At 63.9% G+C, this 15,692-nt stretch carries 13 protein-coding genes; 11 read left to right on the top strand and 2 right to left on the bottom strand.

The annotated features are described in order from the left end of the window. The first annotated feature begins 14 nt into the window (after positions 1–14). From GXB81_RS02145 to fdhA, 4 genes are all read left to right on the top strand, one after another. Positions 15–764, top strand: coding sequence for an electron transfer flavoprotein subunit beta/FixA family protein (locus tag GXB81_RS02145; protein WP_167048198.1), 750 nt, complete (start codon positions 15–17; stop codon positions 762–764). Positions 765–777: 13 nt separating this feature from the next. Continuing rightward, positions 778–1,716 carry an FAD-binding protein gene (locus tag GXB81_RS02140; protein ID WP_167048201.1) on the top strand — a complete coding sequence of 313 codons (939 nt, stop codon included), beginning with the start codon at positions 778–780 and terminating at the stop codon, positions 1,714–1,716. 73 nt (positions 1,717–1,789) lie between these two features. Next, a complete protein-coding gene (locus tag GXB81_RS02135; protein ID WP_205988188.1) occupies positions 1,790–2,950 on the top strand; it encodes a hybrid-cluster NAD(P)-dependent oxidoreductase in 1,161 nt (386 codons plus the stop codon). Positions 2,951–3,047: 97 nt separating this feature from the next. Further along, entirely contained in the window at positions 3,048–4,250 is a 1,203-nt protein-coding gene (fdhA, locus tag GXB81_RS02130; RefSeq protein ID WP_167048208.1) for a formaldehyde dehydrogenase, glutathione-independent, read from the top strand. A 114-nt stretch (positions 4,251–4,364) separates the two neighbouring features. Here the strand turns inward: fdhA and glyA are convergent, their stop codons facing one another. Beyond that, on the bottom strand, positions 4,365–5,612 hold the full coding sequence (gene glyA / locus GXB81_RS02125; protein WP_205988187.1) for a serine hydroxymethyltransferase: 1,248 nt from the start codon (positions 5,610–5,612) through the stop codon (positions 4,365–4,367). Between the two features lie 419 nt (positions 5,613–6,031). On the opposite strand from glyA, the gene GXB81_RS02120 reads away from it, so the two are divergent. From GXB81_RS02120 to purU, 7 genes are all read left to right on the top strand, one after another. Then, complete coding sequence (locus tag GXB81_RS02120; RefSeq protein ID WP_167048214.1) at positions 6,032–7,417, top strand: L-serine ammonia-lyase; 1,386 nt, start codon at positions 6,032–6,034, stop codon at positions 7,415–7,417. A 16-nt stretch (positions 7,418–7,433) separates the two neighbouring features. Beyond that, entirely contained in the window at positions 7,434–8,678 is a 1,245-nt protein-coding gene (locus GXB81_RS02115; RefSeq protein WP_167048217.1) for a sarcosine oxidase subunit beta family protein, read from the top strand. A gap of 35 nt (positions 8,679–8,713) precedes the next feature. Next, positions 8,714–9,022: a sarcosine oxidase subunit delta gene (locus GXB81_RS02110; protein ID WP_167048220.1), complete on the top strand. Its 309-nt coding sequence runs from the start codon at positions 8,714–8,716 to the stop codon at positions 9,020–9,022. Next, positions 9,019–12,027, top strand: coding sequence for a sarcosine oxidase subunit alpha family protein (locus GXB81_RS02105; RefSeq protein ID WP_205988186.1), 3,009 nt, complete (start codon positions 9,019–9,021; stop codon positions 12,025–12,027). Before GXB81_RS02110 ends, GXB81_RS02105 begins: the two co-directional genes overlap by 4 nt. Before the next feature lie 13 nt (positions 12,028–12,040). After that, the gene (locus GXB81_RS02100) at positions 12,041–12,661 is read left to right on the top strand and encodes a sarcosine oxidase subunit gamma (protein ID WP_346777768.1); all 621 of its coding nucleotides are present in this window, start codon (positions 12,041–12,043) and stop codon (positions 12,659–12,661) included. Then, entirely contained in the window at positions 12,658–13,113 is a 456-nt protein-coding gene (locus GXB81_RS02095) for a dihydroneopterin aldolase (protein WP_167285683.1), read from the top strand. Before GXB81_RS02100 ends, GXB81_RS02095 begins: the two co-directional genes overlap by 4 nt. Positions 13,114–13,263: 150 nt before the next feature. Next, the gene (gene purU / locus GXB81_RS02090; RefSeq protein WP_205988184.1) at positions 13,264–14,133 is read left to right on the top strand and encodes a formyltetrahydrofolate deformylase; all 870 of its coding nucleotides are present in this window, start codon (positions 13,264–13,266) and stop codon (positions 14,131–14,133) included. Between the two features lie 31 nt (positions 14,134–14,164). Here purU and GXB81_RS02085 read toward each other — a convergent pair whose 3' ends face one another. Continuing rightward, the gene (locus GXB81_RS02085; RefSeq protein WP_205988183.1) at positions 14,165–15,199 is read right to left on the bottom strand and encodes a GlxA family transcriptional regulator; all 1,035 of its coding nucleotides are present in this window, start codon (positions 15,197–15,199) and stop codon (positions 14,165–14,167) included. Positions 15,200–15,692: the final 493 nt, after the last annotated feature.

The following is a 15,692-nucleotide window of genomic DNA, read 5'->3' as shown; positions in this document are numbered from 1 at the left end:
GACGGGACATTCTCATGATCGTACTTGTCGCAGTGAAACGCGTGGTCGACTACAACGTGAAAGTCCGCGTGAAGTCCGATGGCACCGGCGTCGATATCGCGAATGTGAAGATGTCGATGAATCCATTCGACGAGATCGCGGTGGAAGAAGCGGTCAGACTGAAAGAAGCGGGAATGGCGACGGAAGTCGTTGCCGTTTCCGCCGGCAGTGCCCAGTCGCAGGAAACGCTGCGCACGGCGCTGGCGATCGGCGCCGATCGCGCGATCCTGATCGAATCCGGCGACGAGTTGCAGCCTCTCGCAGTCGCGAAGTTGCTGAAGGCACTTGTCGATCAGGAGCAGCCGCAACTGGTGATTCTCGGCAAGCAGGCTATTGACGACGATTCGAATCAAACGGGCCAGATGCTTGCCGCATTGGCCGGCATGCCGCAGGCGACATTCGCATCGAAGATCGTCATGGCCGACGGCAAGGCAACGGTCGCGCGCGAAATCGACGGGGGCGCCGAAACGCTGTCGCTGACTTTACCCGCCGTCGTGACGACCGATCTGCGTTTGAACGAGCCGCGCTACGTGACGTTGCCGAATATCATGAAGGCGAAGAAGAAGCCTTTGCAAACCATCAAACCGGAAGACCTGTCGGTCGATGTGCGTCCGCGCCTGAAGACGCTGAAAGTGGCGGAAGCGCCGCAGCGGTCCGCCGGCATCAAGGTGCCGGATGTGAAGACGCTGGTCGAGAAACTCAGAACGGAAGCGAAAATTCTGTAGGGGAAACGGCATCATGACAAATCTGGTTGTCCTCGAACATGACGGCGCCGGCATCAAGGCCGCGACACTCAATACGATTGCCGCCGCGAAGGCTATCGGCGGCGATATCGACGTACTCGTTGCCGGTTATAACGTGGCAGAGGTCGCGGGCGCTGCCGCGAAAATCGCTGGCGTTTCGAAGGTACTCGTGGCGGACGCACCGCAGCTTCAAGCGGGACTCGCGGAAAACATCGAAGCGACGGTGATGTCGATTGCGAAAACGTACTCGCACATACTCGCGCCCGCTACGGCATTCGGCAAGAATATCGCGCCACGTATCGCCGCAAAGCTCGATGTCGCGCAGATCAGCGAGATCACGGCCGTCGTTTCCGGCGATACGTTCGAGCGGCCCATCTACGCGGGCAATGCGATAGCGACGGTGCAATCGACCGATGCAATCAAGGTCGTCACGGTGCGTGCCACCGCTTTCGAGCCGGTCGAGCCTGAAGGCAACCATGCTTCGATCGAGAAGATTGACGTTGCGGCCGACGCCGGCACGTCACAGTTCGTGAGCCGGGTCATGACGCGGCTCGACCGGCCCGAGCTGACCAGTGCCGACATCATCGTTTCGGGTGGCCGCGGCCTCGGCAGCGGTGAAAACTACAGGCGCACGCTGGAGCCGCTGGCCGATCGACTCGGTGCGGCTCTTGGCGCATCGCGTGCGGCAGTCGATGCCGGGTATGTGCCCAACGACTATCAGGTCGGACAGACCGGCAAGATCGTCGCGCCGCAAGCCTATTTCGCGGTCGGCATCTCCGGTGCGATTCAACATCTGGCCGGCATGAAGGATTCGAAAATCATTGTCGCGATCAACAAGGACCCGGAGGCGCCGATCTTCGGCGTTGCCGATTACGGGATCGTGGGCGATCTGTTCGAGGTAGTACCGGAGCTGGTCGACGCGATCAAAGCCTGAGGCGGTGAATGTGGCCGGCCGCGCGACAGGCGGCCAACCGTCTCGCGCATTCGAACAGGAAGGCAGTCCTGAGATGAATTCCACGCAAATGGTATCCGCGTTCCAGACGGCCGACAGGTTGGTCGATGCAAAGACCTGGGAGACCGGCGCAAGATTGTGGAGCAGTTCCGAAGAGCAGGTGCTCAATTGCTGTCGTGTGACGCGGGAAACGCATGACGTGAACAGCTTTGAGTTTCAAACCGGCGACGGTTTGCCCGTGCGTTTTGAGCCGGGCCAGTTCCTGACGGTATCCGCCGTCGTGAACGGACAAGCGGTGCAGCGCTGCTATACCCTTTCTTCTCCCCCGACGCGCCCGTATCTGATTTCGATCACCGTCAAGCGGGTGCCGGGCGGTGTCATGTCCAACTGGCTTCACGACAACATGCGGCCGGGGGGCCAGTTGCGTGCGTTCGGGCCGTCCGGCGTATTTACGCCGACGGTATCATCCGCGCCCAAGTCGTTGTATTTGTCGGCGGGTTCTGGCGTGACGCCGCTGATGTCGATGACTCGCGCGAGCATCGACCTCGGGCTCGACCGCGATATCGCGTTCGTTCATAGCGCCAGGACGCCTGCCGATATCGTTTTTCGCGAGGAATTGCATCGGCTCGCGACGCTATCGCCACGTCTTCGTCTTTTCTTCGTTTGCGAGGGCATCGGAGAAGAACAGGACTGGACGGGCGCGACGGGGCGACTGAGTTTGCCGCAACTCGCGCAATGGCTGCCCGACTTCAAGGAACGCGAGGTCTTCACCTGCGGCCCTGCCGGCTATATGAGTGCGGTACGGCACATGTTGCGCGAGGGCGGTCACGACCCGGTGCGGTATCACCAGGAGAGCTTCGATATTAGCGAAGGGGTTGCATCTGCGCCGGTATTTGAGCCTGTATCTGAGCCCGCACCCGAGTCCGTGCCTTCCGAAAGCTCTGTCGAGCAGGACACTTTCACCGTGAGACTGTCCCGCTCTTCGAGATCTTTTACGATGCACGCGTCCGAAACGGTATTGGCCGCGGCGAAGAAGAACGGCGTGATGATTCCATCGTCCTGTAGTCAGGGGCTTTGCGGCACCTGCAAGACAAAACTGCTCGACGGCACCGTCGATATGAAACACAACGGCGGCATTCGCGAACGGGAGATTCAGAAAGGGTTCCGTCTGCTGTGTTGCAGCCGGCCCATGTCGGATCTCGTTCTCGAGTTGTGAGATCGCAAACGCGCATTGACACCTGGACTGACACCCGCATTGACGTTGTACGGCTTCGAAACCGTGAACGGTTTGGCACACCCAACTGGGAGGCACTATGTCAGGAAATCGTGGAGTTGTTTATATCGGACCGGGGAAAGTCGAGGTTCAGAACATCGCATTCCCCGAATTGATCGACCCGGCCGGTCGCAAGGCCAATCATGGCGTCATTCTGCGTGTCGTCGCGACCAATATCTGCGGCTCGGACCAGCATATGGTTCGTGGACGGACAACGGCACCGGCCGGCCTCGTCCTCGGCCATGAAATTACCGGCGAGGTGATCGAGGTCGGCTCGGATGTCGTGACCCTGCAGAAGGGCGATCTGGTGTCCGTGCCGTTCAATGTGGCATGCGGCCGCTGTCCGATGTGCAAGTCGCAGAACACCGGTGTCTGCCTCACGGTGAATCCCGCGCGTGCCGGCGGTGCCTATGGCTATGTCGACATGGGCGGCTGGATTGGCGGCCAGGCCGAGTTCGTGATGGTGCCGTTCGCCGACTTCAATCTGTTGAAGTTCCCCGATCGCGATCGCGCCATGGCGAAAATCCGCGACCTCACCTGTCTCTCCGACATTCTTCCCACGGGCTATCACGGCGCCGTCACCGCGGGCGTGGGTCCGGGGGCCAGCGTGTATGTGGCGGGCGCGGGGCCGGTGGGGCTGGCCGCGGCGGCTTCGGCGCGTCTTCTCGGCGCGGCGGTGACGATTATCGGAGACGTGAATCCGGTGCGGCTCGCACATGCACGGCGCGTCGGGTTCGAAACCGTCGACCTCTCGAAGGACGCTTCATTGGCGGACCAGATCGCCGGGCTGGTCGGCGAGCCCGAGGTGGATTGCGCGATCGACTGCGTCGGCTTCGAGGCCCGAGGCCACGGTCATGCGGGTTCGCAGGTCGAGGCGCCCGCCACCGTGCTCAATTCGCTGATGGAAGTCACGAGAGTCGCGGGGAACATAGGCATCCCAGGTTTGTACGTCACCGACGACCCGGGTGCCGTCGATGCCGCTGCGCGGCAAGGCAGTCTGTCCGTGAGATTGGGCTTGGGCTGGGCGAAATCGCACTCGTTCTTTACGGGGCAGACTCCGGTCATGAAATACAACCGGAATCTGATGCGGGCAATCTTGTGGGACCGCCTGAACATTGCCGAGGTCGTCAACGTCACGGTCATCAAGCTCGATGATGCGCCGTCCGGTTATGCCGAATTCGACTCGGGGGTGCCGAAGAAATTCGTCATCGATCCGCACGACAGTCTGAAGGCGGCTGCATAAGGACTACCTGAGACTACCTGAGGCAGCGCTTGACAGCCATGCAGGCATGACCGGAAACGAGGGGGCGCGAGCGCGTATAAAGCACGCTCGCGCCCCTCTCGTTTCGCCCGGACCTTAGCGATACACCGGGAAACGCTGCGTCAACTCGGCGACCTGCCCACGCACGCGCTCGATCGTCGCGGCGTCTTCCGGGTTGTCCAGCACGTCGGCGATCAGGTTGCCGACCTGCTCGGCTTCCTTCACGCCGAAGCCGCGCGTGGTCATCGCCGGCGAACCGAGGCGCACGCCCGAGGTCACGAACGGCTTTTCCGGATCGTTCGGGATCGCGTTCTTGTTGACCGTGATATGCGCGGCACCGAGCGCCGCTTCCGCCGCCTTGCCGGTGATCTTCTTCGCGCGCAGGTCAACCAGCATCACGTGGCTTTCCGTGCGGCCCGAGACGATACGCAGACCGCGCCTGACCAGCGTTTCGGCGAGCACACGCGCGTTCTCGACGACCTGCTGCTGATACGCCTTGAACTCCGGCGACAGCGCTTCCTTGAACGCGACGGCCTTGGCGGCGATCACGTGCATGAGCGGACCGCCCTGGATGCCCGGGAAGATGGCCGAGTTGATCTGCTTCTCGAACTCGGCCTTCATCAGGATCACGCCGCCGCGCGGGCCGCGCAGGCTCTTGTGCGTGGTGGTCGTGACGAAGTCGGCGTGCGGCACCGGGTTCGGGTAGACGCCCGCAGCGATCAGCCCGGCGTAGTGCGCCATGTCGACCATCAGGTACGCGCCGACCGACTTCGCGATCTTCGCGAGGCGCTCGAAATCGATGCGCAGCGCGAACGCGGACGCGCCCGCCACGATGAGCTTCGGCTTGTGTTCCTGCGCGAGCTTTTCGGCCGCGTCGTAGTCGATGTCTTCGGCTTCGTTCAGGCCGTAGCTGACCACGTTGAACCACTTGCCCGACATGTTGACCGGCGAACCGTGCGTGAGGTGGCCACCATGCGCGAGGCTCATGCCCATGATCGTGTCGCCCGGCTTGAGCATGGCGAAGAACACGCCCTGATTGGCCTGCGAACCGGAGTTCGGCTGCACGTTGGCGGCTTCGGCGCCGAACAGCTGCTTCACGCGGTCGATCGCCAGTTGCTCCACCACGTCCACATATTCGCAGCCGCCGTAGTAGCGCTTGCCCGGATACCCTTCGGCGTACTTGTTCGTGAGTTGCGAGCCCTGTGCGGCCATGACCGCGGGCGAGGTGTAGTTTTCCGACGCGATCAGCTCGATGTGTTCTTCCTGGCGGCGGTTCTCGAGTTCGATCGCCTTGAAGAGTTCGGGATCGACGTTTTCTACGGTGCTCGTTGAACGGTTGAACATGTTGAGGTCCGGTTCGTTGAAGGATGCGTTGGAGGAATCTCGTACCGATTGCGTCGCGATGCGCGAGCCTGACGTGATTCTGGTAATTCGAAATTCGTGCGACTAGAAGAATTGCGACAGCGCGCTAGTACGCCGATACCGGCGATGAAAACGACCGACCAGGGCTTTCCCGGAGTGCACACGGCTCAAGCATACGGTCCGCATGTGGCTTGCGTGTGGCCTGCGCGTTGCCTCTGTATACGGCCTGCATGCGGTTTTCCACGCGCGCCCGGCGGCACACCGGAACGAAGAGCGTCCACGCCACGCGCCCAATCGGGAAAGTTACACGCGCATGTCGTTTTCCTTCTATCGGAAGTCTTTTGGCGTTGGTGTACTACGCACACTGTCATTAACCGCTGAGTCCACGAGGGGAGCGTCGCATGAACGTCAGCGTTTTCGATCTGTTCAAGATCGGCATCGGTCCGTCGAGTTCGCACACGGTCGGCCCGATGATCGCGGCCTGCCGCTTCGTTTCGCACATTGACGAAGCGAATCTGCTGCGCTTCGTCTGCCGCGTGAAAGTCGAGCTGTACGGCTCGCTCGGCGCGACGGGCAAGGGCCACGGCACCGACAAGGCAGTGCTGCTCGGCCTCGAAGGCCATCTGCCCGACACCATCGATCCCGACCAGATCGAGCCGCGTCTCGCCGCGATCCGCGCGCAGAAGTCGCTGTCGCTGCTCGGCCGGCAGACGATCCGCTTCGAGGAAAAGGAGTGCATCGGCTTCTACCGCAAGCTGATGAGCGGCACGAGCATCGTGCATCCGAACGGCATGCGCTTCCAGGCCTTCGACGAGAACGGCCAGTTGCTGGTCGAGAAAGAGTATTACTCGGTGGGCGGCGGCTTCGTCGTGAATCGCGACGGCGAGCGCGTGAACGGCCAGCGCGGCGCGCACGACGTGCCCTGGCCGTTTCGCACCGGCGACGATCTGCTGCGCGTGTGCAAGGAGAGCGGCCTGTCGATCGCGCAGATCGCCCACGCGAACGAATGCGCCTCGCGTTCGCCCGAAGCCGTGCGCGAAGGGCTGATGACGCTCTGGCACACGATGGCCGCATGCGTCGAGCGCGGCTGCCGGATGCACGGCGAGTTGCCGGGCCCGATGCACGTGCGCCGCCGCGCCGCCGATCTCTGCGCGCATCTGCGCGCGCGCTCCGAAGAGTCGCTGCGCGATCCGCTCTCGATGCTCGACTGGGTCAATCTCTACGCGATGGCCGTCAACGAGGAGAACGCGGCGGGCGGGCGCGTCGTCACGGCGCCGACCAACGGCGCGGCCGGCGTGATTCCCGCCGTGCTCCATTACTACGTGAAATTCGTGCCGGGAGCGAACGAACAGGGCATTGCCGACTTCCTGCTGACGGCCGCCGCGATCGGCATCATCTACAAGGAAACGGCCTCGATTTCCGGCGCCGAAGTGGGCTGCCAGGGCGAAGTGGGCGTCGCGTGCTCGATGGCTGCCGCCGCGCTCGCGGCCGTCATGGGCGGCACGCCGTCGCAGGTCGAGAACGCCGCCGAGATCGGCATGGAGCACAACCTCGGCATGACCTGCGATCCGGTGGGCGGCCTCGTGCAGATCCCGTGCATCGAGCGCAACGCGATGGGCGCGATCAAGGCGCTGAACGCGGCGCGCATGGCGCTCAAGGGCAACGGCCAGCACTACGTCACGCTCGACAACGTCATCAAGACCATGCGCGAAACGGGGGCCGACATGAAGACCAAATACAAGGAAACGTCGCGCGGCGGTCTGGCCGTGAACGTCATCGAATGCTAACGAAGGAAACCGCGAAATGAGCCGCTATTCGATATTCAGTCTGTTCCGCAACGGGTTGTCGTATCACGAGAACTGGGAGCGGCAATGGAAGAGCCCGGAGCCGAAGAAGGAATACGACGTGGTGATCGTCGGCGGCGGCGGCCACGGTCTCGCGACCGCGTATTACCTCGCGAAAGAACACGGCGTGAAGAACGTGGCGATTCTGGAGAAAGGCTGGATCGGCGGCGGCAATACCGCACGGAATACGACGATCGTGCGCTCGAACTATCTGTGGGACGAGTCGGCGGCGCTCTATGAAAAGGCCATGAAGCTCTGGGAAGGGCTCGCGCAGGACCTCAACTACAACGTGATGTTCAGCCAGCGCGGCGTGATGAACCTCGCGCACACGCTGCAGGACGTGCGCGATACCGAGCGCCGTGTGAATGCGAACCGCCTGAACGGCGTCGATGCCGAATTCCTCACGCCCGCGCAGATCAAGGAAATCGAGCCGACCATCAATCTCAACAGCCGTTACCCGGTGATGGGCGCGTCGATCCAGCGGCGCGCGGGCGTGGCGCGTCACGATGCGGTCGCGTGGGGCTTCGCGCGCGGCGCGGACCGTCTCGGCGTGGACATCATCCAGAACTGCCAGGTAACCGGCATTCGCCGCGACGGCGCGCGCGTGACGGGCGTCGATACCGTGAAGGGCTTCATCAAGGCGAAGAAGGTCGCCGTGGTGGCCGCCGGCAACACCACGACGCTTGCCGACATGGCCGGCGTGCGCCTGCCGCTCGAAAGCCATCCGTTGCAGGCGCTCGTGTCCGAGCCGATCAAGCCGGTCGTCAATACGGTCATCATGTCGAACGCGGTGCACGCCTATATCAGCCAGTCCGACAAGGGCGATCTCGTGATCGGCGCGGGGGTCGATCAGTACACGGGCTTCGGCCAGCGCGGCAGCTTCAACATTATCGAAGGCACCTTGCAGGCGATCGTCGAAATGTTCCCGGTGTTCTCGCGCGTGCGCATGAACCGGCAGTGGGGCGGCATCGTCGACGTGTCGCCGGACGCCTGCCCGATCATCAGCAAGACCGACGTCAAAGGGCTCTATTTCAATTGCGGCTGGGGCACGGGCGGCTTCAAGGCGACGCCGGGTTCGGGCTGGGTGTTCGCGCACACGATCGCGAACGACGAGCCGCATCCGCTGAACGCAGCGTTTTCGCTCGACCGCTTCTATACCGGCCATCTGATCGACGAGCACGGCGCTGCCGCCGTCGCGCACTGAGTGCCGCACGCACCCGCTTACCAGGAGAAAACCACATGTTGCTGATCGAATGTCCGTGGTGCGGCCCGCGCGCCGAAGCGGAATTCACCTGCGGCGGCGAAGCCGAGATCGCGCGCCCGCTGGAGACCGAACAACTCACCGACAAGGAATGGGGCGACTACCTGTTCATGCGCCATAACCCGCGCGGCGTGCACAAGGAGCAATGGCTGCACGCGCAGGGTTGCCGTCGCTGGTTCATGGCGACGCGCGACACCGTCACGTACGAAATTCTCGGCTACGAGACGTTCCGGCGCGGCGGCGCGACGGGCGACTCGACCACGCCGGCGCAAGGAGACAAGGCATGAGCCAGAAGAACCGACTCGGCACGGGCGGGCGCGTCAACCGCGCGATTCCGTTGAACTTCACGTTCAACGGCCGCACGTATCAGGGCTATCAGGGCGACACGCTGGCCTCGGCGCTGCTCGCCAACAACGTGCATTTCGTCGCGCGCAGCTTCAAGTATCACCGGCCGCGCGGCATCGTCACGGCCGACGTCGCCGAGCCGAACGCGGTCGTGCAGCTCGAACGCGGCGCGTATACCGTGCCGAACGCGCGCGCGACCGAGATCGAGCTGTATCAGGGGCTTGTCGCGACCAGCGTGAACGCGGAGCCGTCGCTCGAACAGGATCGCATGGCGGTCAACCAGAAGTTTGCGCGCTTTCTGCCCGCGGGTTTCTACTACAAGACCTTCATGTGGCCGCGCAAATGGTGGCCGAAGTACGAGGAGAAGATTCGCGAGGCGGCGGGTCTTGGCAAGGCGCCCGAGGCGCTCGACGCCGACCGCTACGACAAGTCTTTTGCGCATTGCGACGTGCTGGTGGTCGGCGGCGGACCGAGCGGCCTGCTCGCGGCGCTCACCGCGGCGCGCAGCGGCGCGCGCGTGATGCTCGTCGACGATCAGCGCGAACTGGGCGGCAGCCTGCTCGCGGGCAAGACCGAGATCGACGGGCGTCCCGCGATTCATTGGGTCGAAAAGGTCGAGGCCGAACTCGCCGCGCTGCCCGACGTGACGATTCTGTCGCGCAGCACCGCATTCGGCTATCAGGATCACAACCTCGTGACCGTCACGCAGCGTCTCACCGAGCATCTGCCGGTGTCCGCGCGCCGCGGTTCGCGCGAAGTGCTGTGGAAGATCCGCGCGAAGCGCGTGATTCTCGCCACCGGCGCGCAGGAGCGCCCGCTCGTATTCGGCAACAACGATCTGCCGGGCGTGATGCTGGCCTCGGCGGTGTCGGCGTATATCCACCGTTATGCGGTGCTGCCGGGCCGTAACGCGGTCGTGTTCGCGAACAACGACGCGGGCTATCAGTGCGCGCTCGATCTGAAGGCATGCGGTGCGGCGGTGACGGTCGTCGATCCGCGCGCGCAAGGCGCGAGCGAGCTGCAAGCGGCGGCACGCCGCCAGGGCATCAAGGTGATGAACGGCGCGGCGGTGGCGAGCGCGCGCGGCAAGCTGCGCGTGTCGTCGGTCGAGGTCGTCGCGTGGGCGAACGGCCGCAGCGGTGCGAAGCAGGCCGAGCTTCCCTGCGATCTGCTCGCGATGTCGGGCGGCTTTAGCCCGGTGCTGCATCTGTTCGCGCAATCGGGCGGCAAGGCGCACTGGAACGAGGCGAAGGCGTGCTTCATGCCCGGCAAGCGCGTGCAGCAAGAGGTGAGCGTGGGCGCGGCCGCCGGCGAATTCGGTTTTGCGCGGGCGCTGGCGCTCGCGATCGACGCGGGCGTCGATGCGGCCAAATCGCTCGGCTTCGCGGTCGAGCGCCCGCCGCTGCTGAAGCTCGTCGATCATGCCGAGGCGCCCATCCAGCCGCTCTGGCTGGTCGGCAGCCGCGAGGCCGCGGCGCGCGGGCCGAAGCAGTTCGTCGATTTCCAGAACGACGTCTCGGCGGCGGACATCCTGCTCGCCGCGCGCGAAGGCTTCGAATCGGTCGAGCACGTCAAGCGCTATACGGCCATGGGCTTCGGCACCGATCAGGGCAAGCTCGGCAACATCAACGGCATGGCGATTCTCGCCGATGCGCTCGGCAAGTCGATTCCCGAAACGGGCACGACGACGTTCCGCCCGAACTACACGCCCGTCACGTTCGGCACGTTCGCGGGGCGCGAGTTGGGCGATCTGCTCGATCCGATCCGCAAGACCTGCATTCACGAATGGCACGTCGAGCATGGCGCGATGTTCGAGGACGTCGGCAACTGGAAGCGGCCCTGGTATTACCCGCAAGGCAGCGAGGACCTGCACGCGGCCGTCAAGCGCGAATGTCTCGCGGTGCGCAACGGCGTCGGCATGCTCGACGCGTCGACGCTCGGCAAGATCGACATTCAGGGACCGGACGCTGCCAAGCTGCTGAACTGGGTCTATACGAACCCGTGGAGCAAGCTCGAAGTCGGCAAGTGCCGCTACGGCCTGATGCTCGACGAAAACGGCATGGTCTTCGACGACGGCGTGACGGTGCGCCTCGGCGAGCAGCACTACATGATGACCACCACGACGGGCGGCGCGGCGCGCGTGCTGACGTGGCTCGAACGCTGGCTGCAAACGGAATGGCCCGACATGAAGGTGCGGCTCGCGTCCGTCACCGACCACTGGGCGACCTTCGCCGTGGTCGGCCCGAAGAGCCGCAAGGTGCTGCAAAAGGTCTGCGCGGACATCGACTTCGCGAATGCCGGGTTTCCGTTCATGTCGTATCGCAACGGCACGGTGGCGGGCGCGAAGGCGCGCGTCATGCGCATCAGCTTCTCGGGCGAGCTGGCCTATGAGGTGAACGTGCCGGCCAACGCGGGCCGCGCGGTCTGGGAAGCGCTGATGCAGGCGGGCGCCGAATTCGGCATCACGCCGTATGGCACGGAAACGATGCACGTGCTGCGCGCGGAGAAGGGCTACATCATCGTCGGCCAGGATACCGACGGCTCGGTGACGCCTTTCGATCTCGGCATGGGCGGGCTCGTTTCGAAGGCGAAGGACTTCCTCGGCAAGCGTTCGCTCTCTCGCTCGGACACGGCGAAGGAAGGCCGCAAGCAGTTCGTCGGCCTGCTCACCGACGACGCGCAGTACGTGCTGCCCGAAGGCGGCCAGATCGTCGCGCCCGATGCGGTGACGCGTGCCGACGGGACGACGCCGATGCTCGGCCACGTCACGTCGAGCTATTACAGCCCGGTTCTCGACCGCTCGATCGCGCTCGCGGTGGTGAAGGGCGGTCTCGGCAAGATGGGCGAGAAAGTCGTGGTGCCGATGGCCGATGGCCGTCGCGTTGCCGCGACGATCGCGAGCCCGGTTTTCTATGACACGGAAGGGGTGCGTCAGCATGTTGAATGAAACGATCGAACCGGTGCCCCTCGGGGAACGCGCGGTGACGGTGCTGCTGGAGTCGCCGTGCGTGGGCGTGGCCGCGCTGCTCGACGCGCATGAAGCGCAAGGCGAGCGCGTGACGAAGGCGTTCGCGATGCGCGAGCTGCCGTTCCGCGATCTCGTGACGGTGCGCGGCGAGCCCGGCGATGCCGCGTTTGCCGAGGCGTTCGCGCGGGTGGTCGGCTGTGCGGTGCCCACGCAGCCCAATACGCGGGTGTCCGCCGCGCAGTACGACGTGCTGTGGCTCGGTCCCGACGAATGGCTCGTGCGTTCGCGCGAAGCGGTCAACGCAGGCGTGCTCGAAGACGCGCTCGTGCGGGCGTTGAACGGCATGTGGGCGTCGGCGGTCGATGTCGGCAGCGGCTATACGGTGCTGGAACTGAGCGGCGCGCGCGTGCGCGAAGTGCTCGCGCGCGGCTGTCCGCTCGATCTGCATCCGCGCATGTTCGGCGAAGGCCAATGCGCGCAGAGCTTCTATTTCAAGGCGTCGATCATGCTGATTCCGACCGGCGCGGAGCGCTTCGAAGTGGTCGTGCGGCGCAGCTTCGCCGACTACTTCTGCCGCATCATGCTCGACGCCGCGGCGCCGCTCGTGTCATGAAGCTCGTCGAGGGCGCGTTTGCGCGGCCGTTCGATGCCGCATTCGCGCAGACGCGAGGGCGCGGCTGGAGCGTGTTCGTCGAGGCGTTGAGCGTGCCGGTGCACGTGGGCATCCACGCGCACGAACACGGCGCGCCGCAGCCGGTCGTGATCGACGCACGGCTCGGCTACGGCGGCGCGCCCGACGAGTCCGGCGAGTGGATCGACTATGACGGCTGGTGCACGCGCATTGCCGACTTCCTCGCGCACAAGCCGCATACGCGGCTGCTCGAAACGCTCGCGGTGGACGTGGCCGCGCTTTCGTTTCGCGAGTGGCCCGCGTTGCAGACGCTCGAACTCGCACTGCACAAGCCGAAGATCCGGCCCGGCACGCGCCGCGTGGGTATCGCACTCGACTGGACGCGCGAAGACTGGATCGCGTGGCGCGGTTCGCAAGCGCTCGCGAGCCAATAAAACCGCCGCGCTCGCCGCTTCTCCATGCAGCCGGTACGTAGTCGATATGCAATCGACAAGTAATCGATAAGCAGGCGCACAACTGAAGGTTCAGATTCCCGTGCCCGCGCCGCGTGCACGGATTACGCGTCTTATTGCGCAGGTACTCCCATGATTGGCGAAAACAAAGAGCAATTCATTCTCACCCTGTCATGCCCGAGCGGGCCGGGACAGGTCGCGGCGATGGTCAGGGTACTGGAAGCGCATCATTGCTATATCGACGCGCTCAATGTTTTCGACGACGATCTGAGTGGCCGCTTTTTCGTACGCTGCGTATTTCATGCGGCCGGCAGCGAGCCGCTGTGCGTCGATAAACTCAAGCAGCAGTTCGCGCCGGTCGCGGCCGACTTCAACATGGAGTGGGCCGTGCATAGCGCCGAGGTGCGTCCCAAGGTGCTCATCATGGTGTCGAAGCTTGAGCACTGCCTCGCCGATCTGCTGTTTCGCTGGCGCATGGGCGAACTGAAAATGGATATCGTCGGCATTGCGTCGAATCATAACGATCTGGCCGCGCTCGCCGAATCGCACAAGCTGCCGTTCCATCATTTTCCGATTACCGGGGCCGGCAAGGAAGCGCAGGAGAAGCAGTGGCTCGACCTCGCGGAGCGCACAGGCGCGGAACTCGTCGTGCTCGCGCGCTATATGCAGGTGCTCACGTCCGACGCCTGCGAGAAGCTCGGCAATCGCGCGATCAATATTCATCATTCGTTTCTGCCCGGCTTCAAAGGCGCGAAGCCTTATCACCAGGCGCATGCGCGCGGCGTGAAACTGATCGGCGCGACCGCGCATTTCGTCACCGACGATCTCGACGAAGGGCCGATCATCGAGCAGTTCGTCGAACGCGTCGATCATGCGCTGCGTCCCGAGCAATTGCTGGCCGTGGGCCGCGACGTCGAATGCATCACGCTGGCGCGCGCGGTCAAGGCGTTTACCGAGCGCCGGGTATTTCTCAACGGCGACCGCACCGTCGTCTTTCAGTGACGATCGTCGCAGCCGGCGCGGTGCGATCGGCTTATTCGACGCTCACGTCCGGCGTCAGCCCCTGCGATCGCGCCACGCGATACGCATGGGGCGTTTCGCCATATTCCTTGCGAAATTCGCGGCCGAGGTGCGATGCATCGGAAAACCCGCATGACGCGGCGATTTCCGTGACCGAGCGGTCGGAACTCGTGAGCATCCACGCGGCCATTCGTACGCGCAATTGCCGGCCATAGGCATGCGGCGATTTGCCGGTTTCGGCCGCGAACAGTCTTTCGAGTTGCCGCACTGACAGATTGACCCGATGCGCGATATCAGCGAGCGGCAGAGGATGCCCGACATGCTGCTCCATGATGAGGATCGCGCGCCGCACCTGCGGATGCGTGGTCGGTGCGAGGCCGGCCGGATACGGCTGCGGCGCGTTGCCCTTTTGCGCCTCGTCGACGATCAGGATGCGCTGGGCTTTCTGCACGATGCTCGCGTCGAAATGCCGAAGCAGAATGGCCGCGGCAACGTCGATCGACGCGCGGCCGCCCGAGCAGGTGATGCGCCGCCGGTCCATGACGAAGAGCCGGTCCGCGATCAGGCTCGATTCCGGAATCGACGGGAAGCGCTCGACGAAATCCCAATAGTGAAACCAGCTGACGCAGATGCGGTAGCCGTCCATCACGCCCGCGCGCGCCAGTGAAAAAGCGCCAGTGCAGATGCCGACAAGCGTGGTCGGCCGCGCGGCGTTTTCGCGGATGAAGCGCAAGGTCGCGTCGCTGGCGGACGGGCCGGAGTGCAGCAGTCCGCCCACGACGACCAGATAGTCGAAGGTGCCCGCTTCCTCATAAGTTGCCCACGGTGTGACCTGAATGCCGCAGCTTGCGCGGATCGGCACGAGCGTTTCGCCGATGATGGTCCACGAGCACCGCACGGGGCGGCTCATGTCGCCATCGTCGCCGGCGAGACGCAGCAGATCCACGAAACCGGAGAAGGCGGTCAGCGTGAAATTGGGAAGCAGGACGATGCCGAAGCGTAACGGCGGTTTTTGGCCGTCGCGAGGCGGGACTGTCTGGGGCTGCATGGAAGGCATTCCGAGCGAAAGTGTGTGATGCGTGCTAGCCGTAAGCCCACGGTGAGGACGCAGCTATTTTATTGAATATGGTGGGTTGGAGTGCTTGCGTCGGCGCTGTCACTCCGTTCTGAATCTCCCCCGTAAGAATACACGACCTGCCGTGCGCCGGAGCCTTCCAGCGCGGCTTTAAAGCGGGCCTGGCTCGCTGCCCGACACGCGCCGCGCGTACCCATGACATTTTCAGAATGAAAGGAATCGGGCATACGTCCGAATCCCTGCCCCGCACCTGCTGGCTTTTTGTAAATTGATCGTTCAATCAACTTAAAGTCCTGTCCTGTCGGTATTGGCGGCAACGTTTGTCGCTTCTGCGCAATTGCCCGTCGCAATTGCTACGTTGATCGGCTTTTTGCCGGACAACCATGTGTCATGGGACGCACCCCATGACCGGTGCCCCATTCACGCCGATGAGCCGCACGCCGGATTCGATGCGATTTCCCTACGA

It is taken from the genome of Paraburkholderia sp. Ac-20336 (assembly GCF_017105025.1).
Lineage (GTDB): Bacteria > Pseudomonadota > Gammaproteobacteria > Burkholderiales > Burkholderiaceae > Paraburkholderia.
This window is presented reverse-complemented; position numbering and strand designations above follow the sequence as displayed.

Bases quoted from the DNA above. Each gene is read 5' to 3' on its own strand.
- GXB81_RS02145 (WP_167048198.1), top strand. From the start codon at position 15: ATGATCGTACTTGTCGCAGTGAAACGCGTGGTCGACTACAACGTGAAA.
- GXB81_RS02140 (WP_167048201.1), top strand. From the start codon at position 778: ATGACAAATCTGGTTGTCCTCGAACATGACGGCGCCGGCATCAAGGCC.
- GXB81_RS02135 (WP_205988188.1), top strand. From the start codon at position 1,790: ATGAATTCCACGCAAATGGTATCCGCGTTCCAGACGGCCGACAGGTTG.
- fdhA (WP_167048208.1), top strand. From the start codon at position 3,048: ATGTCAGGAAATCGTGGAGTTGTTTATATCGGACCGGGGAAAGTCGAG.
- glyA (WP_205988187.1), bottom strand. From the start codon at position 5,612: ATGTTCAACCGTTCAACGAGCACCGTAGAAAACGTCGATCCCGAACTC.
- GXB81_RS02120 (WP_167048214.1), top strand. From the start codon at position 6,032: ATGAACGTCAGCGTTTTCGATCTGTTCAAGATCGGCATCGGTCCGTCG.
- GXB81_RS02115 (WP_167048217.1), top strand. From the start codon at position 7,434: ATGAGCCGCTATTCGATATTCAGTCTGTTCCGCAACGGGTTGTCGTAT.
- GXB81_RS02110 (WP_167048220.1), top strand. From the start codon at position 8,714: ATGTTGCTGATCGAATGTCCGTGGTGCGGCCCGCGCGCCGAAGCGGAA.
- GXB81_RS02105 (WP_205988186.1), top strand. From the start codon at position 9,019: ATGAGCCAGAAGAACCGACTCGGCACGGGCGGGCGCGTCAACCGCGCG.
- GXB81_RS02095 (WP_167285683.1), top strand. From the start codon at position 12,658: ATGAAGCTCGTCGAGGGCGCGTTTGCGCGGCCGTTCGATGCCGCATTC.
- purU (WP_205988184.1), top strand. From the start codon at position 13,264: ATGATTGGCGAAAACAAAGAGCAATTCATTCTCACCCTGTCATGCCCG.
- GXB81_RS02085 (WP_205988183.1), bottom strand. From the start codon at position 15,199: ATGCAGCCCCAGACAGTCCCGCCTCGCGACGGCCAAAAACCGCCGTTA.